This window comes from Psychrobacillus sp. FSL H8-0510 (assembly GCF_038008345.1).
GTDB classification, from domain to species: domain Bacteria; phylum Bacillota; class Bacilli; order Bacillales_A; family Planococcaceae; genus Psychrobacillus; species Psychrobacillus psychrotolerans.
Genome location: NZ_JBBOYZ010000003.1, coordinates 85656 through 106561 on the forward strand (window position 1 = coordinate 85656; position 20906 = coordinate 106561).

The following is a 20906-nucleotide window of genomic DNA, read 5'->3' on the forward strand; positions in this document are numbered from 1 at the left end:
AGAACACTAATAAAATAGGTTAAGAGAGAGGTTAAGAGATGGCTCAAGATGAAGTAGATGTAGAAATAGACTACCGTTTTCAAAAGTTAACACCAAATAAAAATTACAAAATGAAAATATATGAAAATGCATTAAATTTTGTTTTTGAAAATGATGAACTTAAAAATATAGCTGTTTCCGGTCCATATAGTGCTGGTAAAAGTAGTTTAATAGAAACCTATAAGATTAAGTATCCGAAAAAGCAATTCTTACATATCTCTCTTGCTCATTTTGAATCATCAGAATTAAATTCAAACCCTCCCGAATATAATGAAGCCGTTCTAGAAGGGAAGATTCTAAACCAACTCATTCATCAAGTAGATGCGGATAAAATTCCGAAAACCAACTTTAAAGTGAAGCAAAAGATATCGGTTAAAGGAACCATAAAAAGTACAATGTTTTTATCTGTTATTGTAATTTTGCTATTTTATATGATGTTTTTTAACAGTTGGAGCAGCTTTGTACCATTATTGAAGGTTGGTTGGTTAAGGGATAGCTTGATGTGGACAACAACACCTGAGCTGCTGTTGGCAAGTGGTATTTTATCCATAATTTCATTCGGTATTATCACTTATTATATTATTACAACTCAAAAGAACAAGAATATATTTAAAAGACTAAATTTACAAGGAAATGAGATTGAGATATTTCAAGACGAAAATGAATCCTTCTTTGATAAATATCTTAATGAAGTATTGTATCTTTTTGAAAACTCAGAGGCAGATGCAATAATCTTCGAGGATATTGATAGGTATAATGTGAATCAAATCTTTGAGAAACTTAGGGAAATAAATACTCTTATTAATAATAAAAAAATGAAAGAAAACAAAACACCCATTCGTTTCATATATTTACTAAGGGATGATATTTTCATTTCAAAAGATCGTACGAAGTTTTTTGAATTTATAATACCTGTTGTTCCAGTTATAGATGGCTCTAACTCATATGATCAGTTTATCGAGCATTTTAAACTGGGAGGAATATATAATCTATTTGACGAAGTATTTCTAAAAGGTTTGTCATTATATATTGATGACATGAGAATACTAAAAAACATTTATAATGAATTTGTTATTTACAATAATCTGATCCAATCAATTGAACTGAACACCAATAAGCTCTTAGCAATAATTGCTTATAAAAACATATTCCCCAGAGATTTTAGTGATTTACAACTTGGTAGGGGATATGTTCAAACAATATTTGAAAGTAAATTAGCATTTATTGAGCAGGAATTAATCGACATCGATAATGATATTAATGATATTGAAGAAAAAATTAGAACAACCGAAGTTGAGATACTTGAATCTATTCACGAACTTGATGCTGTTTACATATTGCCTAATTTCACAATTACTACTGCTGGGGGAAGACCTATTTCTCACTACAAGAACAAGACAGGTGGAGAATTAGTTAAAGCAATCAAGGAATATAATAATGATATTCAAATCTATACTGGGTATGCGAACTCAACAATAAATATAAAAAATGATTTCGAGAATCTTAACTTGATACCAGAATATATTAAGCGCAAAAATGCAATAGAAAGAAAAAATGGAAATGAAATTGAAAATTTAAAAGTTCAAATCCAAACATTAAAGAGACAAAAATCAGAAATCGAAAATTCCAGGTTGCAAAAGATAATTACAAAAGAAAATATAGGTAATATATTCAGCACCTCTTTTTTAAATGAAATTGGCCAAGAAAATAAATTTGAAGAAATTAAAGGGAGTCCATATTTTCCTTTAATAAAATACCTGTTGCGAAATGGATATATTGATGAAACATATTCAGATTATATGACATACTTTTACGAAAATAGCTTAAGTATTGGTGATAAGAATTTCCTTCTCAGCATTACAGATAAATTACCAAAAGGTTACTCATACCCCCTTAAAAACCCTAAATTAGTTCTATCTAGATTACGACCTCTAGACTTTGAACAAATAGAAATCTTAAATTTTGACTTGTTGTGTTATTTGTTAAATACACAAGAAATCAATAGAATATTCCTTGTGAATTTCCTCCAGCAGTTAAGGAGGACCAAAAACTTTCAATTTATTGATGAGTTTTTGGAAACAAAAAGGGAAACTAGCTGGTTTATAGAAGCGTTAAACAAAACTTGGCCAAGAATTTTTGATGAAATAATTAATGATAGCGATTATAGTAATGAACAGAAAAAACAATATGCTACCTATACATTATATAATTCTGATTTAGATGATATTCTAGCTGTTGATGAAAATCAGTCTTTAAATACTTTTGTTTCTGAGTGCCCTAATTTCTTGGAGACTCTTAATCCAAATATAAATTTAATGAAAGAAATGTTAACTGAACTAGGTGTTAAATTTACCAATATTGATTATGATGTATCAAACAAGGAACTCTTTGCAGAGGTATATAAAGAAGATTTATATGAATTGTCATTTGAACACATAGAATTAATCCTTGTCGAAATTTATGGTTTGGAGAAAAATAGTGATTTCCTCCATAAAAATTACACTTTGATTCGTTCAAATGAGGATGAACCTTTACTGAATTATGTAAATAGAAATATTGATTCCTATATTGAAACTATTCTTGATAAATCAGATGAATATATATCAGATGAAGAATCCGCAATATTAGCAATACTGAACAATTTTAATATCAATACAGATGACAAGCGAGAGTATATTAGCTATCTTCAAACAAAGTTGAGTAGAATGGATAAAGTAACTTACGAAGAACTATGGAAAAATCTTTTACAGGGAGAAGTAGTTTCCTACACAGAAAGAAATATAATCGACTATTTTGTTTCAAATGAAGAAATAGATACGTATTTAATTGATTTTATAAATAGCTCTAGTCAAACTTTAATATTTAACGACTCAATGATGGCAGATTTTGATGATGATACTGTAATTGAATTTTTTAAAGCTATTGTGAAATGTAAAGAGCTATCTAACGAAAGATATGAATCTATATTGGAATCTTTTAATAAATGTTTTAATTCATATCCATTTGATGAACTTGATATTGAAAGTGAAAAGGTTCTAATTCTTATCAAACTAAAGATTATTAGTATGACAGAATCTATACTTATATCGTTAAGAGAGAATTATCCAGAGACAGTGATGTACTATATTACAACTAACCTCTCTGAGTATTTAGAAATAATTAACCATAACCTAGAAAATTTTGATTTAGAAGAAATGCTTTCTTTATTAAATGAAAATATAGGTGATGAATATAAAATAAAACTACTTGAAAATACTGAAGAAAAATTACCAATTAGTCACAAAGGATATTCAAATTTAGTAAAACAGCATATTTTAACATACAATTTCACTGAATCTGATATAGAATTTTTAATCTCCAGTTATTCAACTGAAAGTGTGGATATCCAAAATTTAATATTTGAAATAACTATTAATAATGTTAGAGATATATTAGAAAATCAGTACTCAGTAGATTTTAAACTCCTATCAGAACTTTTGAGTTCAAGTGAACTTGATATGGATACTAAAAAAGAATTGCTTCTACTATCCTTGCCAGATTTGAAAGAATCTCAAGCAAGAGAGTGTCTTACGATATTAAATATGAATGATTTTCTGAGTTTATTCGAACAAAAAAGACCAAAGATTAAAGTGAATGCAATGAATAAGAGGTTCTTAACAATCTTCGAAGCTAGACAGTGGGTTACTAGGTTTGAGATTGATAAAGTAGATCAAGAATCATTTAGAGCGTATGGACGTAAATTGAGATAAGAAATTTAACGGGAAGAAGTTACTTTAAAAAAGAGGGATAGTTTTGTATTGGAAGGTATTCGCTGAAATACTTTTCTAGTATCAAAGTACAGGGTAACAATACAAGCAATAAAGGGGATATTTTTATGGCAACAACTATACATCAATTAATCATTTGTCATACTTGCCATCATAGAATTAAGGATGAGGTATATACAGAATGGGAAAATTCCATATATTGTGACACTTGTTTCGAATTATATAAAGAGATGGTAAGTCCAATAACAATTAAAGAATCATCCGATAATAAGGCTAACTCTGAGATATATTGAGTAGTAAATCACTACGTAAATTCCTATTGTAAATGTATAGAGTAGGGTAAAAAAAACTGACGATTACTATAGAAATCGTTCAGTTTTTTTTATGAGATTTTCTGCTCCCAGCTAATTTTCGCCCATGTTGTTTGCTATTAAATAGCTGCTCATGATGTCTTCAGATTTCTTCTTTATCTCGCTGTTAGCATACGTAAGATGTTCTTCATATCCCATACTTATAAGCGTGTATTTCGTAGATTCCAGACCTGGTTTATCTCGTACTAAACGCATATTGTGTCGAACTAAATAAATTGAGGATTCTTTTAAATCTCGTTTCATCTGTTTGAGTGCACGTTTCAAAAGGTTTACATATATATTCCCAAACTTAAAAGGTAAGTGCTGCATTGAATCTATATCTTTTTCCAATACAATTATCAGCAAAGGGTTGTAAATTACTCTTTCGAAATGTTCATATGCTTCTTTGGTTATATCAGGCATAATCATCCTCTCCTTTCCTTCATTATATGTATAAGAACAAGAACTTCCATACATTTTACGGATAACTAGATTTAAACCAATTTAGTCATTTAATGAAATACTACATGGGTGGTTCACTCCAGCACAACGATATTGAATAACCCTATCAAAAGGTAAAAGGTAATGGTACTATAGAATCATATATAGAATAAGGAGTAGGTAGAAATGAAGAAGGTTAATTTTAGCGGAATAGGATTGTCTATCTTATTAATCTTATCAGCTTGTAACAGTGAAAATGTTGAGAGTGGTATAGATACGATAGAAGAATTTGAAAAAGATACAGAAATAAATATAGAAAATGAACTTAAAGAGTTAGAAGATTTATTAATAGCAAATGAATACGATAAATTTTTAGTAAGAATAAATAGTATTGACGATTCTAATTTGGATGAATCAGAGATTGGTAAGTTTAATGTACTTGGAAATGAATTTGTAGATAAATTAATTACGGAAAAAAATAATGATTATATTAACTCTAATCTTAATGACATATCTAGTACTAAATTAATCAGCGATAGCACTGAAAAACTAATGTATAACTTTAGAAATGAACAAAGAGATTTTTTCCAAGATGAAATGGAAAGAAATATTAGAGATAATGAACGTGGCAAAGCAATTAAAATTTTTGAAGAAAATGAATTTATTCATAAATCAAATGATGCAATTGCATTATATAACTTTGCACTCTATTTAATTAGTTATAATAAGGATACTATCGAACAAAAAGAAAAATTAGCGAGTATAATTAGTCCATCGTATACCGGTAGAATGAGTGAAGAAATTCAAGAGGAACTTATTCCGAGTTTAACTGAGGAGGCTTGGAGAACAGTTTACTCTGAAAGTAATAGTATCGCTAAAAGTTCTAGTAGCCCTAGTATTGGAATGACTGATGATCAGATATTAGAAACTTCATGGGGTAAGCCAAAATCAATTAATAAAACGCAAACCGCATACGGAGTGAACGAACAATGGGTTTATGATCAAGGATATTTATACTTTGAAAATAACTATTTAGTGACTATACAATCATCTAGGTGATATGTCTCTCAAAAGAATTATCCCTCTAAAATTCGCAACTTTTATTGATGAACACATTGGTTTCATGTAATTTTTAAAAAAGACATAATGATAAAATTCAATTAATAAAGGGGCTTGTTTAAATTGAACGATATAAAGTTTGTCACTAAATACGCAAACGAAATAAACGAAATAAACAAAATAGAAGGAAGCATAAATGAAGTAAAGCAGAAAATAAATATATGTCTAGATAAAAAAGAGAAAAATCAGCTTCAAAAGGTCTTAACAAATTACAAGAAAAGAGTTAGTGCTCTTAGTATAGATGCAGTATGCCACTATCTCGACGAAAAAAATCCTGAGAATGAAGACCTTTGGCAATCTTCAAGCAGTAGACGGGAAATCTTTAAACAGTTACACGTTTACTTCGGAAAAGGTTATAAAGGATATTATAATGAAAAAGATTGGGAGCAGATATATGAATTTTTTAGATCTTTCTTAGATAAAGAAATAGACGTTATGCTCGAATTAAGAACAAAATCGATGTTCGACTTAACTGAAAATAAGAAACCAAAACCTCAATTAGAGAGACAAGTAATTGAAAACTGTTTTGATTATTTAAAAGAAGTTCAACATTCCTTAGACGATATTAAAGAAACACTTCAAGAAATCTATGCTCATTTATTATATGAAGAATCAGAATACCACGCAGCTTTACAATTATATACAAGACTCGCTAAAGAACGCAGTAAAAGGGATATTTCCTGGCATTCCGAAACATATGCTCGAAAAGGTGATATATATTGTGCAATGGGTAGATATGATTTAGCACTAGAGGAATATGATTTAGCTGATTCTGTGCTTGATGGCAGTAGTTTGTACGAAGGACAGATCCAAGAAGTAAAAGAACGAAGAAATCAAATAGTAGCCATGCTCGGATAATAGCATAATCTCGTTATAAAAATGCTATATTCCTTGTCTACTTTTAATTTCTTTCTATTATTGATGAACCCTTTAAATTAATGTAAAATAGGGGTATATTCTTTTATTTTAATTTTTAGGCAAACCTTTTAGGTTCTGCGGTGATGAACATTTAAAAGCCTTTGGGCATTTTGTGATCTTAGCATTTATTTGCTATGAGAAAACAAAACCCCCAATGGCTTTTTTTGTTTTTTCCGCATTCCTAAAAGGTTTTTTTAGTTATCGGATAAAAGAATAAAAAAGTGAATGGAGTGAGTGAGATGATTTTCAAATCGTACAAAGGGAGAACCATCCGTTTTGGAGAAGAAGTAGAAGTGTACCGGAATTTGAATATTAATAATGGTTACAGCATTCGATCAGCAATTACCAAAAAGGTTCTGGCGCATTGTTCGAAGGTTACTTTAGCGAATTGTGTATTCATCATTTCGGAAAGTGGCCGTCAATTAACTATTAGAAAAAATCAAAAACAAGTACATGCAGTAGTCCGTGGAACTATTTTGGGAGTTAATGGGGAAAAACCATCTGAACTTGATATGGGGGTTAGTTACAATCCATATTTAACAGATTCATTTTTCCGATTGAACACACTTAGTCCCGTATTAACAGCTAGTTTGGTGCATTGTGAAGATAAACATTGCTATGTATCCGCTAGGGAACAAGAGGAACTTGCCTTACTACATGGAGCAGTCTATTCAGCAGAATATACTTTATTCCAACAAGTAAAGGAAGCTTAATAAAAACTTTGAGAAAGGGTGTTTTTACAATGACAACAACACAGGAGAATCAATTAGAATTGGAGAATGTTTATACCATTACCGACAAACATGTTTATACCGTGGTGAATACTTCCATTTACGAGGAATGGGAAGATTGTTGTGAAGTTGGCAATCTTACTTTACTTAATCGTATAAGCGGTGAACAAGAAGAATTTACAATTTGGGGTGGAAATTCAGAGGGAAATTACTTCTATGTTTGTCTACCAACTAATGAATTTGATGAAGATGACGAGGAAATTTTAGATGTTACTTCACTCGATTTTTTTGGAATTGACTTATCAGCATTTAAAGAACTCTCTAATAAATCACGTATAGCTGCAACTTATGATTTTTTATCGGGCTTGGAGGAGTACTTTCATATGCCGGTATCTTTCAGAGAAGCGTATCGTGCCTTACGAAATGCAAACCAATTGTATTTATACAATGCGGAGGGAAAATTAATCACAAATGACGGAAATTATTAATTCCTAGTCATCTAAAGAGAGATGTATATTTACAATACTGTATTTGGAGGAAGTAGCTTATGAAAAACAGAATAGAACTATCAGCGGGTAGCGTAGAGTCGAAATTTCCTAGTTTATTTGAAAAATATCTAAACAGTGAAATAGAAGTAGGGGACTTAACTTATAATGAATTCAATAAACTCATGTTAGAATGGTACAATTCTTTCAAGAGATCAGGCGGAAATTATACAACTATTATCCAGACGGTAATTACTCACTCAAAAAGCATTGAATTAGATGCAGATAAAGAAAATGAGTTAAAAATAATTAATTTATGGCTAGAAAAGAACATTAATGTTATTGAATCACAAACAGAGAAAACGTCTATTGTATCCTTTCCACAACATCCTAAAAATGAAACGGAAATGGAACGAAATAGAAGATTAGCTATACTAGAGGCAACATTCAATGATCTATTCCCTAATGAGGAATAGAGATTAATATAATACAAAAAACAAGATCAATATAGTTTCTATTGGTCTTGTTTTTAAAAGGAGAAAAATATATGTATACAACTTTAGAAAAATCTTTTGAAAAAACTGCTCCATTAGCAGATATATATATACCAAATGAAACGAATAGAGACTCTGAATACTATTTTCAATTACTTTCAGATTACGGAATATCCCTTAATCCTTCTCAAAAAGAAGCTGTTTCTACAGTGAACGGTCCCGTGCTACTAATAGCAGGTGCAGGAGCAGGTAAAACCACTGCACTTACTTGTAGAATCGGTTACATGATTCATACCGCTAAAGTAGATCCCTCTTCCATATTACTTGTTACCTTCACTAAGAAAGCAAGTGTGGAGATGGTGGAAAGATTAGCTCGTATACCAGGTATCACCCGACAAGCAAGTAGAGAAGTTGCCTCTGGTACTTATCATTCTGTATGCTTACGTATTTTGCGAGAACAAGGATATGATTTTAGCGTGTTATCGTCTGAACGAAGAAAACATATTATGCTAAAAACTATTTTAAAGAGAATGGGACTTCAAGATGAATACTCAGCTGAAACATTAGCTAGTATTATTTCTAACTGGAAGAATCAAATGATTCGTCCGGCACAAGTCGATATTTCCACTCCGATTATGAAAGAGTTGAAAGATGTATATGCAGCATATGAGAAAATGAAAGACGAACAGAATTTATATGACTTTGATGATATGTTGCTAGAAACCTATTATCTATTTACGTATGAACCGAGTGTATTGGAAATATACCAGGAGAAGTTTAAATATATTCTGTGTGATGAGTTTCAAGATACGTCCTACGTTCAATATGAAATTATTCGACTACTAGCAGAGCCATATAACAATTTGTGCGTAGTAGGAGATGATTCACAAACCATTTATAGTTTTAGAAGTGCTAGTTATCGCTATATGGTGGATTTCGACAAATTCTATCCCAACAGTATTCGCGTTATTATGGATATTAACTATCGATCCGTCCCTTCTATTGTGGGGTTTGGAAATAACATTATCCATGCGAATACCAAGCAGATTAAGAAAACCTTGCAAGTGGTAAAATCGCAACCTATACCTATATACTATTCGACTCCTGAAAATAGTGAGGAAGAGGCAAATCAAATAATATCGCAAATTAAAGATAAGCAGTTAGATGGTACTTCCTTAAAAAACATTGCGATTATTTATCGAACGCATGCTACAGGGAGGGCTATATTCGATAGATTGATATTAGCAGATATTCCATTCGTTACTTATGGAAAATCAAACGAATCCTTCTATCAGAATACATTTATCCGTCCCATTTTAGCATTATTACGAGTGGTTAATAATCCGCTGGATGTTGATGCTATGATTGAAGCAGCACCCGTCTTTTATATTAGTAAAGCGGATATGCAAAAGACGATTGATGAGGTGGCTGGCCCTTATATGGGGAACTTGCCAAATGACTTCGTTAATCAAGCACTAAAAAGATTAGCTGATAAAAAGAGTGGTTTTCAACAACGGAAGTTACTTGAAAAAGTGGATGCCTTACACGATTTAAAAGAAATGACAGCTCCACAAGCTATAAGAGAGATCCGTAAAGGAGTTATCGGCTACGATAGTCAATTAGAAGTCGATGGAAGAAAGACGATTAGCATTCACAAAGAGGTTATTGCAGAAATCTTGGATGAATTTGAACAGGCTTCTAGAGGGTTTGCTAATACGCAATCATTTCTTTCCTTTATTCAACGAGTAGAAGATAAGAATAGAGAGATGGAAGAGTTAAGAAAAATTCCTGATATAGAGGCAGTTCGTCTTATGACTATTCACGCGTCTAAAGGATTAGAATTTCAAGTCGTGTATGCTATTGGTTGGTCTGAAGGAATCCTACCACATGCTTCATCACTTGATACGAAAAAGAGAGAAGATTCACCTTTAGAACCGCTTGAAGCATTAGAAGAGGAACGTCGGTTAGCTTATGTATGTGTTACGAGAGCAAAAGAATCTTTGTATATCTCGGCTCCGAAACGACATCGTGATAAAGAGGTAGAGCCTTCTCGATTTATTGAAGAAGGATTATTAATTGCCACATGAAAATGGAAAGATGATAGATTAAGTGATAGAATAGTATCATAAATTCATTTGTGAACTAAATATATTTAACCAGGAGTACCCTGATAAACTAGCTAATGCTAATTTATTTGGGGTAGTACCAGCGAAGCTGTCACTACCCGCAATAAGGAATAAAGTTAAATATGCAAAGTGTTTTCTATTTCTGATTGCCTTTCTTCGATTGGAATTCTCTCCATCATATCCAATTTAAAGATACCATAAGGATTTACATGGCTATATATAAGTGGACTTAACGCTCTCAAGTCTTCAGGTGTCATCATATCCTGCCACTGCTTTTCTGATAATACAGATTGAATCATGAGTGTATTAATATACACGAGGCAATTTTGTAATAAATGCAGGGAAAGAACGGCAACCTCTTGGTCTTCCAATCTATTTGTAGAAATTTCTCCACCTTTTCCATAGAAAATAAAGCCATTGGCGGAATTCCAATTCTCTACAACATTAAGGCCTTCATTAATTTCTCTCCGAATATCTTCAGAATCCAAATAATCACACAAGAAAATGGTTTTAATAACTTTTCCCAGCTCAGACAGGGCCTGATAAGTCGAGTGTTTTAAATTACTTCTTGTAAATCGTTTTAAGATAGCCTCTGTTTCGGCTGTTCCAAGACGCAGGGCTGTAGCATATTTAATCATCTGATCATATTGCTGACGAATCAATTCCCAGTTGATAGGTCTTGTAAGAATAGGTTGTAAATTAGGGAAAGCATCACTCATGCCACTATCTGGCCTATAAAGTTTTTGTGAATTGATAGCTTTTAATCTTGGCATAAGCTGAAAACCCAAGAGATGACAAAAGGCAAAAGCTACTTCGCTTTGACCGTGACTGTCTACATAATTCTTTTCAACCTCCATGCTTGTACAATGCTTCAAAACTCCTTCAATCATAGACGCTACCTCAGAAGAAGAGCATGATTTTAATTGAGAGTAGATACAGGTTGAATGTTTAGCCACATGCCAGTAAATCATTACACCTCTGCCTCTATACCGAATATGCCATTCAGTCATTAGATTTTGGTCCCACGCACCAAATTTCTTGGAATCGGAAGCACAGGAAGTTGTTCCTTCTCCCCATATATCTGTCATTTTATTTCGCAAAATGGCATTAACAATCTCAGCAATTGCACCCCGTAGATTATCTTTATCTATATATTTTCGCCGTATGTATAATAGGTCTTTGTATTTTTCGCCATGTTCCCCATTTGAAACTCGCTTTAGCCCTGCATTTGTCCCCAAACCGTATAAACATAAGATAAGCCTCTTCTGTAGTAAATATTTACTAACGACCTCTCTTGATGCAGCTGTTTTAAAGAGGTCCGTAAAGTTTACACGCAAATCGGCTTCCTTGAGGATATCTAGTAAACTCGTCATTGGCCATCGTTTCATAATTTCAGCTTTTAGGCGTGATAGGTTAACTGGCTCCGGCACCGGATCAAAAGGAGAAATAGATATTCGGCCATTTCCCTTTCCTTTTGCTAAAATGCGAACCTTATTATTTTTAGGGATTCCTTGATCTAATTTATTTAATGCCTTTGTCATTTCTTCCTTTAAATTTGCGATAAAATCATCTGGATTAATAGGTTTTTTCAATGCTTTATAGTTTTCTTCACGGTGCAGTTCAAAGTCCTGTGGCAGATCTTCATCTGGATTACGATATCGTTCCGAACCAGGTACCCATATTTCTTTGCATCGCAGCTTATCACGTAAGACTTGCAAGGTGCTAATCTCATAATTAATACGATTGATTCTCTCTTCGCCTGAAGTCTCCTGTTCCACGACTAGGTATCTCCAGCTGGGACGGATCACACCATCTAATGGAACCTGGTCAGAATCCGGGAAAAAGTGAGCATTTGAATTTATATATTTTTTTATAAGTTCTAACGCTTCGATTACTGGATGATGAGCCTCATTATTTGAACAAAACTCTAACATATCCAAAATACGGGGAACCATCCTGCGGTAATGGGAACTGTACGATGAACGAATAATCGTATATACCTTCTGTTTGTAGGCAGGCCCTGTATGTTTAAATTCCTTTACTAAATCTTTAAGTGTTTCCTCGCTGATAACAGGATAAAGGACATCCCGAATAATTCCATCTGGATTATCTAACGCTTGTTCAGCCATTTGGAACAATAGATTGTTTTTCCCATTTACCTTCCTTAAATTATGTATTAATTCTTTATCCACTTTACGTTCGGCCCTAACATTAATACGATGAATAATTTGTATAAGTAGTTCAATCAGACCGTCTGTAATTTCTGCTCTTCGAAGCCAAAAGAAGGAAGATAAAAGTGTGTAGCGAATCTGGGGTGGATGCCGGCGCAATTCACGGATATCCTCTGTTGCTGTACGCTTTCTATATTTCTTTAAAATTTTTGGTGAAATATCGTTAAATAAATCATAGGGTAATTGCAGCTCTTTTATGGTTTGAAGTTTCTGTAGTTCTTTGAAGACTGTTTCTAATCCAATGCGTCCAGGATCGGATTTTAATTCATGAAATGTTAATGATTCTTTTGCTTCTGAGGTGTCTTCAACTTTTTCTAAAAGATTAATTAATTTATCTAGTCCTTCACATGTCTGGCTAGAAAGTCTTTGATAAATAGAAGCGAAAAATTTATCTTCATAGGAGTAGGTAGCAGAGCGAATAAGGCGCTCTACTCGATCAGGGGTGGGAGGCACAATTTTTAATTCTCTATATTGTTGGTATAACTTATCTTCAACATAGTTGAATTCATGGCTATGAAATAATACGTGCTTACACAGCCAGTCTGTCAATAAGTCTACATCCTGCAGAGTAACTTCGCGAAATCCAAAATAGGTGCGGATTTCCGAACGATGATAAGTAACGGTCCGTCCGGTCCAATCATATTCAGAAAAAACATCGGGATTCATCTCTAGTTGCTTAGCGATGTACTCTATAACTGTCTTTGGTATCTCACTCTTGGTATGAGGGAACCTAGCTTCGTATTGAAAAAACTTAAACATGACAGCAAACCCAAGTTTCGTATTTCCCCTTTTTAGTTGAATCTGCTCTTGTTCATCAGGCATAAGGATAAAGTGATCAATTAGCTCATCTAATTCCCAATTCCTTTTCAATGTTTTTCACCCCTTTGTAGCTTACGATATAGAGTCATACGGGAAATACCGGCCTTTTCGGCAGCATCTGTCCGGCTCAACCCTTGGTCTATAAGATATAGGGCATAGTTGATCTTTTCTTCATCAGCTTTTGGTCTTCCAGGATATTTTCCCCGTTTTTTTGCAGCTAAAATGCCTTCCTTTGTCCGTTCAGAGGTGAGATCTCGCTCAAATTGAGCAATGCCTGCAAAAATAGTAAACAACATTTTCCCATGTGCCGTTGTTGTATCCAGCCAAGACTCCTTTAAACTTTTTAAATGCGCTCCTTTTTGGGCGATGAGTTCCGTAATCTCAATCAGATCTTTCGTGGAACGGGATAAGCGAGTTAAATCCGATACAACAACGGTGTCTTCTGGACGAAGAAACTCCAGCATACGGTTTAGTTCCGGACGTTCCCGTTTCGTTCCAGTTACTTTCTCAAAAAAGATGCGTTCACATCCAAATTTTTCAAGCTGTCTTTTTTGGCGATCCAAATTTTGATCAATAGTCGAAACACGCATGTAACCAAATTTCATTCATATCCTCACCTTTCAGCATGATTGTACCAAAACTCTTAAATAATTAATATTGTTACAAAATATTTTGTTACATATTTTTGTTACGTTGTTTATGCTAGATTGGCAGACAAAATATATTTTTCACATCATGTAACAGAAATGGTCGTTTTTGTTACGGTTATAGCATCAAAAATACTACTTTAAAAAAATAAAATTAGATCTCTAGTTACTCTTATTCCGAAAACGGGTGAGATTGTAAAAAAAACTCTAATTAAGGATTATTTGTGAGAGTTCTCCTTCTTTAACTTCCATTTCCAAAAATTAAAGTAAGGACCTATATAACATTATGAAGGGAAAACCGACCATTTTTTCATATCTCCTGATGGGTGAGAATAGGTCTCTTATACAATTTCCAAGAGATTGTTCGTTTACCTTACAACCTACCTACTCCGGTAAAAAATTCTGCAATTCGTTTTCTATCTGGATTTTCTTCGTCATTATATTTGAAAGGTATGCACACTGTAGAATTAACCTCTTCTTATATAGAAAAGGTATAAATCTGCACCTATAGATAATATTAACTAAAAAAGGAGGCGTACTCTAATGTATATTAAGTATTCATTAGGATTTTTGATTGGTTCTTTAATTCAAGCAGGGATCGTTATGTTGGCAGAGAATATTGGAATATCTCAGATGGGGGCAAAGTTAACTTTTATGCAGCTAATCACTCATATACTTGCAGGTCAAGTCGGAGGATATATTCTGCTATTCATAATAAGGAAAGTGACTTCTATACAACGTTTGAATACTTTTGTTACTGGTGCAATCTGGGGACTGATTGTGTGGGCTATCGTAATCCCTCTTAATGCTGCACAAGGGAAGGTTACATTGCCTTGGGAGGCAGGAGTAGGGACTGTAATATCAAGTACAATGGCATTTATCGCTTTTGGCATTATTGCTTCATTCACCATTAAGCACCATGGATATGAAAGAGTTCCCAAAGACCTCCAAACAACATAACTTTGGAGGTTTCGGTATACCTTGTACCTTAATTCTCATTTTACTTTTAGTACCAACTAGCAGTAGGGTAAATATTGTATCGCATTTTTAAAAACAAGGAGTAATATGTAGGCCTTTTCTTTGATTAACAGGGATGTTCCTTCAAATATTTTAGGCGGTTTTCAACCTTGATGGATTTTTCGGAAGCAGTACTTAAAATCAAAAGTTTGAGAAGTTTTTTCAAATTTTAGACTTTTTTATGTGCTAATTCATTTATTATTTGACGTGATGTAGGATTTCTCAACGGTATTTGAACTATATAAACCTTATGGCATCTCCCTTTTTTGGAATTTGTTTGCCTGGCAATTTTCCTATTCCATTTAGAAAAGAGATGCTATTCTCATTTTTTGGAGGTCTTTCCTTTTCAAGAGAATTAAGTTTGACAAAAAAAATATAAAAGGATATATTGTTTGTAAGTGACTACTAACATTTATAAATATAATGTAAGTTATTACTAACAAACATGGAGGGGAACAAATGAGGGTACTGAAAACAATTGCAAACAGGATCGTAAAGAATCCAATAAAAGTAATAACGATTACTATAGTTGCTATATTACTGTTTGCCATCGGGGCGCAGCAGGTGGAAATGGCAACAGGGAACAACACACTTATTGAGGAAGACACAAAGGTCTATCAGAATAACCTTACCTTGGAACAGGAATTTGGCGGTGAATCGGTAATCGTGATTTACGAAGCTGATAATGAATCCAAATTGCTGAAACCTGACACTTTGAAGCAAATGAAAGACCTCGAAAGTCAGTTGCGGGTACAAGAGGGCATCTATTCAATCGTCGGCCCCCATACAGCTGTTCTAAAAATATCCGAAAAAAAAGCCGAGAAATATGAAGAAGGCCTGACGGAAATGGCTGACGGTCTGGAGGAAATGGGAGAAAAACTTAAAGAAATCAGTACAAACATGGAAGAAAATACTTCAAGCCAGTCAGGCTTACCGGATTTTGGATCGAAAATATCTGAAATGGAAAAGGGCATCGGTAAGATGGTCGAAGGACAGAAAAAACTGGAGCAGGGTACAGGGGGATTAGTAAACGGCTATTCCAGTATGGGTAGTCAACTCAAGGACGTTGCACTGAAACTCCAGCAATCCGCCGCACAAATGGAAAAGACCGCTGCAGGAAGACCGGCACAGCAGAAACAGGCAGCAGAGTTAAAACAGGTTGGTCTGAAACTTGGCGGAATGGCTGATCAGATGGTTAGCGCCTCCGAGAAAAGCGCACAACTCCCTAATGTATCCAGAAATACCATCAATGGCTTGCAGGGAATGGAAAAAGGACTGAAAGGGCAGCAAAGCCAACTCGATGAAATGGGCGAAAAACAGGCCCAGCAGCAAAAAGATTTGGAAAAGCTTGCAGAGGGACTTACGAAAATGGGGGAAAATCTCATTTCTGTAAGTGATAATCTCAGTGAAATGATTACCTATTCTGACAGCATGTCGCCTGTTATCCCAGAAAAACAGGAGACACTTGACCAAATGATTTATGAAGATGACGGATCATTGCGCACCATATTTAATGACATGATTATCGACGGAAAATACATGATATTCATGATTAAGTTTACGGGTGATGCTACAGACACCAATAAAAGTAAAGCAGTTGCTTTTGTAAAGGATTATATGGAAAAGAACCCGATTGAAGGGATAGACACTATGGTGTCGGGAAAACCGGTTCTGGATAATTCGATCCGAACAGAGATGAAAAATAGCATGCAAAAAATGATGGGTCTTTCCATCTTGTTCATGATTCTGGTTCTCGGTATTGTGTTCCGTGTGAAATGGCGCATATTGCCGCTTGTGATAATCTTGATTGCTGTAATTGGTACAGTTGGATTGATGGGGTGGATCAGTGTGCCAATCACGATGGTTTCGATGGCGGTATTCCCGATTTTAATTGGTCTCGGTATTGACTATGCAATTCAATTCCAAAGCAGATATACAGAAGAAATGAAAGGGGAGGAACAATAAAGATGAAAAACAAAAGCACCGAAAGTGCCAAAAAGACCGTAATCAAGATGACACCCGCTGTCCTTACAGCTCTTTTAGCTACAGCCGTAGGGTTTTTATCCTTGTATACGTCACCGGTCCCAATGATACAAGACTTCGGAAAAATGCTGACAATTGGCATGGTGGTCAGCTTTATAGTCGGATTGTTTATCCTGATTCCGATCCTATTTACCCGGGATCATTTTTTCACAAGATCAAGGACAGAGAATCAGAAAGCAAAGCCTGAGCATTCAAAAATGGAGAAGGCTTTTGGCATGCTCACCAACTTAATTATTAAACTCAGATGGCTGATCCTTTTAATCGCCATTGTCACAGCCACAGCCGGCATTTGGGGGGATATGAATACTGGGGTGGAAACAGATGTAGAAACCTTTATGCCCCAGGATACCCAGGAACTGGAGGATATTCACAGATTGCGTGACATCCTGGGTACCACCGACCAGGTCTCTATCATGTACAGTACAGACAACGTACTTGATAAAGAAACGTTGGAATGGACTGAGGAACTGACTGCTTCTCTTCAACGTGAGTTCCCGTCAGTTGTCGTCGATACAAATTCATTGCCTGCACTATTAAAGCAAGCAAATGATGGAGAGATGCCGGATCAGGAAGAAACAGCCGACATTCTAGCGGATATGCCGGAAGAACAGTTGAAGCTTTTTGTGAATGAAAATAGAGACAGCGCTGTCGTGAATGTCGGCATCAAGCATCTTGAGGCAGAAGAATTGCAAAATTTCATAGCAAGAATGGAAGCATACGTTTCAGAAAGCCAGCCGGAAGGCATCAATGCGATAGTAACCGGTAAGTCGGTTCTAGATGTGGAAATGGTTACCGCACTGACAACAGGCCGATACAAAATGACGTTGCTGGGGATGGGCCTTGTATTTATAGCGTTGCTTTTGATTTACCGGCACCCGGTTAAGGCATTCATTCCTTTACTACCGATTTTGTTCATCGTCGGGTGGTCAGGTGGAATGATGTACTTGTTTGACATCAACTATACACCGCTCACGGCAACCCTTGGTGCTCTTATTATCGGTATAGGCACGGAATTCACTATCTTGATTATGGAACGATTTTATGAGGAGCGTCGAAAAGGGTCAGAGAGACGGGAAGCGATCATAACAGCCAACCAAAAGATCGGCAAGGCTATTTTTGCTTCAGCCTTTACAACAATCGGAGGTTTCAGTGCTTTGCTTGTTTCCGACTTCGTGATCTTGAGCAATTTTGGTATGATGACATTAGTGAACATTTCCTTCGCTCTTATTAGCACGATTATCGTCCTGCCAGCAATCTTGATGTTCCTTGACAGATTTGTGCAAACAAAGGGCGACAAGGAAAGCGGATCGGAAACTGTAATGGGGTGAAATAGATATGAGAGATAAAACAGACCAGATTTTGAATGCGGCAATCAAAGTATTCATCAAAAAAGGATTTCTCCAGACCACAACACAGGAAATCGCCAAGGAGGCAGATGTGGCTGAGGTGACGCTTTACCGCAAATTTTCCACTAAGCAGAACCTGTTTGAGACCGTGGTGAAAAAAGCACTCGAGAATGAATTCCATACAAAAGTCATGAAGTTTGCAGAAGAACCGGAGACAGAGGATTTTTTAAGGCGCATACTTGATGATCGGCTTACGGCTCTGTCAAAAAATCGAAAGCTTGCCAAAACACTTCTAGCCGAAAGTTTTATGGGCCATTTAGCTGAAGATATTAATTTTCCGATTATTATTTATAACGGGCTTAAAAAAGGATTGGATATACACTTCGCTAGACTTGAAGATAAACCGGACATAGGTCTCCTTGCCAATCAAATAGGGGGCATTCTCCTCAGCAGTCTAACTTTCCCTTCGGAAGTACCTTATTATAAGCTCCCAGCAAAGAATAAAGAAGAACTGTTAAACGGATATGTGAATTCTTTGAAGGCTTTTATAGCAAGTTAATTTTAATAAGGAACGGAGGTAAAGAAAAAACAAAGGGAGATTCCCCCTACGTTTTACGGGAGCGTTAGTAAATAAGCTAAAGGTAAAGTACCCTTTATAAAAATTTCTACATCATTTAACCCCCATCCAAAACAGGATGGGGGTATACGTGTTAGTAGTATTAAAAATCTTGATATTTCCTTATTGCGGGTTGTGACAGCTTCGCTGGTACCACCCCTATTTGGGTGCTTTTTTATTTTTTAAAAGGGAGTCGATACGGGATGAAAAAACAAATACAGGTAGTAGCAGCTATTGGAAACATAGTGGCGTTTGAGAGGAAAGGGAAATTAATTGAAGGCTTAGTGATATCAGTATTGGAAAAATCAGTAGTTGTGGAGGTCTCCTTATATGACCAATTATTTCTCTCGCTAGATAACGACCGTACAGTCGTAAATTATAAAAAGGTTAGCGTGGTATCTTGATATGTATTATGTAGAGCTACAGGAAGACCTTAAACAATGCAACGTTGTCAGTGTTTATATTTCCATAGGTGAATCACTATTTTTAAATTATTTGACTGATAAATTGCTGCTATTTCCATTGCATATAGCATTTGAAGAAAATTTCTGGAGACATGCTAAGCCGTATATTGGTACTTACCAAAATACAGACAGTAAAAGTAATCTATTAAAGCTAAATACGGCTATCCAAGTTGTTATTCCTAACAACAGTTTGACAAATAGTATTCCAAAAACCAAAGAGTCACTAGCTGATGTCCTGTTAAATTGGTTAGATGAATCCTACAGCGAATTTCAAATTAACCATAAAAATAAGAGAATAAATAGTTTTGGACTAACTGTTTGACATATTAACGTTTATAACATATCATTATATTATATTAGTTAATAAATATTAGGGAGGTATTAAGTGTTGAATGATTTGGTAACAATTGTTTTCTATATCATTGGTATATATCTAGCCTGGAAAGTATTTTCCGTTCTCAAGACAATTGTTTTTAGAGTGCTTGGTTTATTAAGCGTTATTTTTGTTATCTGGCGGTTGACACTTCTATTTTAAAAGACTTAATCGCAAACAATTAAAGAAGGGGTTGTGGTAGTTTGAATACAGTTATTGTAGAGCAAGACACTGTTTACAGAAATCTTCTAAGTACCAATTTAACGGAGCAAGGGATAGTTGTTGTTTCAGAGGACATACCTGTAACTGAGATAAGTTGTTTATACAGAAAATATTTTCCTAACTTGTTCGTATTAGGGATAGGTAATAACTTTCAACAAAGCATAGAAAGTATTGAGTACTTAATGTATGAGTATCCATTCGCAAAGATCATTGTAACTGCAAATGAAATAGAAGATTACCATGTAAAAGAAATAATACGTGTAGGTATCAAAGGATTAGTGTTAAAATCATCCGGTTTTGATTCATTATTGCATGCAATACGAACAGTAGATAACGGTTTCAATTTTTTCGACCCATTTGTAACAAATATTGTAATTCAAGAATTTTTTAAATTACGTACCCTAGACGATTTCACAACATCCAAGAGGAAAGTAAGAGAACCTCGTAATATATTAACCAAAAGGGAATGCGAGATATTAGAGAACTTAGTATTAGGAAGTAACAATAAAAAGATTGCAGAGAGTTTAACGATATCGGAAAAAACAGTTCAAAATCATTTGTCTAATATCTTCGTAAAGTTGAAAGTTAATGACAGAACACAAGCTGTCATACTAGCGATTAAAGAAGGATGGGTTGCTATTTAATCTACGAACAAGAA

Annotated in this window: 17 protein-coding genes; 14 read left to right on the top strand and 3 right to left on the bottom strand. The window is 34.5% G+C overall.

Translation table 11 applies throughout. The annotated features are described in order from the left end of the window. The first annotated feature begins 38 nt into the window (after positions 1 to 38). A complete protein-coding gene (locus MHI40_RS22565; protein ID WP_340765802.1) occupies positions 39 to 3788 on the top strand; it encodes a YobI family P-loop NTPase in 3750 nt (1249 codons plus the stop codon). Between the two features lie 422 nt (positions 3789 to 4210). Here the strand turns inward: MHI40_RS22565 and MHI40_RS22570 are convergent, their stop codons facing one another. Continuing rightward, positions 4211 to 4579 (bottom strand): hypothetical protein, encoded by a 369-nt coding sequence (locus MHI40_RS22570; protein ID WP_340765804.1) that lies wholly within the window; start codon positions 4577 to 4579, stop codon positions 4211 to 4213. Positions 4580 to 4783: 204 nt separating this feature from the next. Here MHI40_RS22570 and MHI40_RS22575 point away from each other — a divergent pair, with 204 nt between their 5' ends. From MHI40_RS22575 to MHI40_RS22600, 6 genes are all read left to right on the top strand, one after another. Next, a complete protein-coding gene (locus MHI40_RS22575; RefSeq protein ID WP_340765807.1) occupies positions 4784 to 5656 on the top strand; it encodes a hypothetical protein in 873 nt (290 codons plus the stop codon). Between the two features lie 123 nt (positions 5657 to 5779). Beyond that, the gene (locus tag MHI40_RS22580) at positions 5780 to 6574 is read left to right on the top strand and encodes a hypothetical protein (protein WP_340765809.1); all 795 of its coding nucleotides are present in this window, start codon (positions 5780 to 5782) and stop codon (positions 6572 to 6574) included. Positions 6575 to 6873: 299 nt separating this feature from the next. Continuing rightward, positions 6874 to 7347: a hypothetical protein gene (locus tag MHI40_RS22585; protein WP_340765811.1), complete on the top strand. Its 474-nt coding sequence runs from the start codon at positions 6874 to 6876 to the stop codon at positions 7345 to 7347. Between the two features lie 29 nt (positions 7348 to 7376). Then, positions 7377 to 7853, top strand: coding sequence for a hypothetical protein (locus MHI40_RS22590; RefSeq protein ID WP_340765812.1), 477 nt, complete (start codon positions 7377 to 7379; stop codon positions 7851 to 7853). Positions 7854 to 7912: 59 nt separating this feature from the next. Then, entirely contained in the window at positions 7913 to 8326 is a 414-nt protein-coding gene (locus tag MHI40_RS22595) for a hypothetical protein (protein WP_340765814.1), read from the top strand. Positions 8327 to 8397: 71 nt separating this feature from the next. Continuing rightward, on the top strand, positions 8398 to 10431 hold the full coding sequence (locus MHI40_RS22600; RefSeq protein WP_340765816.1) for an ATP-dependent helicase: 2034 nt from the start codon (positions 8398 to 8400) through the stop codon (positions 10429 to 10431). 155 nt (positions 10432 to 10586) lie between these two features. Here the strand turns inward: MHI40_RS22600 and MHI40_RS22605 are convergent, their stop codons facing one another. After that, complete coding sequence (locus MHI40_RS22605) at positions 10587 to 13571, bottom strand: Tn3 family transposase (RefSeq protein ID WP_340765819.1); 2985 nt, start codon at positions 13569 to 13571, stop codon at positions 10587 to 10589. Then, positions 13568 to 14125, bottom strand: coding sequence for a recombinase family protein (locus tag MHI40_RS22610; protein ID WP_010025399.1), 558 nt, complete (start codon positions 14123 to 14125; stop codon positions 13568 to 13570). The genes MHI40_RS22605 and MHI40_RS22610 overlap by 4 nt, the downstream gene beginning before the upstream one ends. A gap of 585 nt (positions 14126 to 14710) precedes the next feature. Here MHI40_RS22610 and MHI40_RS22615 point away from each other — a divergent pair. From MHI40_RS22615 to MHI40_RS22645, 7 genes are all read left to right on the top strand, one after another. After that, positions 14711 to 15127, top strand: coding sequence for a hypothetical protein (locus MHI40_RS22615; protein ID WP_340765829.1), 417 nt, complete (start codon positions 14711 to 14713; stop codon positions 15125 to 15127). Between the two features lie 516 nt (positions 15128 to 15643). Then, complete coding sequence (locus tag MHI40_RS22620; protein ID WP_029548207.1) at positions 15644 to 17149, top strand: MMPL family transporter; 1506 nt, start codon at positions 15644 to 15646, stop codon at positions 17147 to 17149. A 2-nt stretch (positions 17150 to 17151) separates the two neighbouring features. Beyond that, entirely contained in the window at positions 17152 to 18555 is a 1404-nt protein-coding gene (locus MHI40_RS22625) for an efflux RND transporter permease subunit (protein WP_029548206.1), read from the top strand. A gap of 7 nt (positions 18556 to 18562) precedes the next feature. Further along, positions 18563 to 19132 (top strand): TetR/AcrR family transcriptional regulator, encoded by a 570-nt coding sequence (locus MHI40_RS22630; RefSeq protein WP_010025395.1) that lies wholly within the window; start codon positions 18563 to 18565, stop codon positions 19130 to 19132. Between the two features lie 260 nt (positions 19133 to 19392). Next, entirely contained in the window at positions 19393 to 19593 is a 201-nt protein-coding gene (locus MHI40_RS22635; protein WP_340765838.1) for a DUF2187 family protein, read from the top strand. Between the two features lie 91 nt (positions 19594 to 19684). Then, a complete protein-coding gene (locus MHI40_RS22640; protein ID WP_340765840.1) occupies positions 19685 to 19975 on the top strand; it encodes a hypothetical protein in 291 nt (96 codons plus the stop codon). 254 nt (positions 19976 to 20229) lie between these two features. After that, positions 20230 to 20892, top strand: a complete 663-nt coding sequence (locus tag MHI40_RS22645) for a response regulator transcription factor (protein ID WP_340765842.1) — start codon at positions 20230 to 20232, stop codon at positions 20890 to 20892. Positions 20893 to 20906 lie beyond the last annotated feature (14 nt).

What these genes read in the sequence shown, in the direction of transcription:
- MHI40_RS22595 (WP_340765814.1), top strand. Translation starts at nt 7,913, where the DNA reads ATGAAAAACAGAATAGAACTATCAGCGGGTAGCGTAGAGTCGAAATTT.
- MHI40_RS22570 (WP_340765804.1), bottom strand. Translation starts at nt 4,579, where the DNA reads ATGCCTGATATAACCAAAGAAGCATATGAACATTTCGAAAGAGTAATT.
- MHI40_RS22565 (WP_340765802.1), top strand. Translation starts at nt 39, where the DNA reads ATGGCTCAAGATGAAGTAGATGTAGAAATAGACTACCGTTTTCAAAAG.
- MHI40_RS22620 (WP_029548207.1), top strand. Translation starts at nt 15,644, where the DNA reads ATGAGGGTACTGAAAACAATTGCAAACAGGATCGTAAAGAATCCAATA.
- MHI40_RS22615 (WP_340765829.1), top strand. Translation starts at nt 14,711, where the DNA reads ATGTATATTAAGTATTCATTAGGATTTTTGATTGGTTCTTTAATTCAA.
- MHI40_RS22630 (WP_010025395.1), top strand. Translation starts at nt 18,563, where the DNA reads ATGAGAGATAAAACAGACCAGATTTTGAATGCGGCAATCAAAGTATTC.
- MHI40_RS22610 (WP_010025399.1), bottom strand. Translation starts at nt 14,125, where the DNA reads ATGAAATTTGGTTACATGCGTGTTTCGACTATTGATCAAAATTTGGAT.
- MHI40_RS22635 (WP_340765838.1), top strand. Translation starts at nt 19,393, where the DNA reads ATGAAAAAACAAATACAGGTAGTAGCAGCTATTGGAAACATAGTGGCG.
- MHI40_RS22590 (WP_340765812.1), top strand. Translation starts at nt 7,377, where the DNA reads ATGACAACAACACAGGAGAATCAATTAGAATTGGAGAATGTTTATACC.
- MHI40_RS22600 (WP_340765816.1), top strand. Translation starts at nt 8,398, where the DNA reads ATGTATACAACTTTAGAAAAATCTTTTGAAAAAACTGCTCCATTAGCA.
- MHI40_RS22585 (WP_340765811.1), top strand. Translation starts at nt 6,874, where the DNA reads ATGATTTTCAAATCGTACAAAGGGAGAACCATCCGTTTTGGAGAAGAA.
- MHI40_RS22575 (WP_340765807.1), top strand. Translation starts at nt 4,784, where the DNA reads ATGAAGAAGGTTAATTTTAGCGGAATAGGATTGTCTATCTTATTAATC.
- MHI40_RS22625 (WP_029548206.1), top strand. Translation starts at nt 17,152, where the DNA reads ATGAAAAACAAAAGCACCGAAAGTGCCAAAAAGACCGTAATCAAGATG.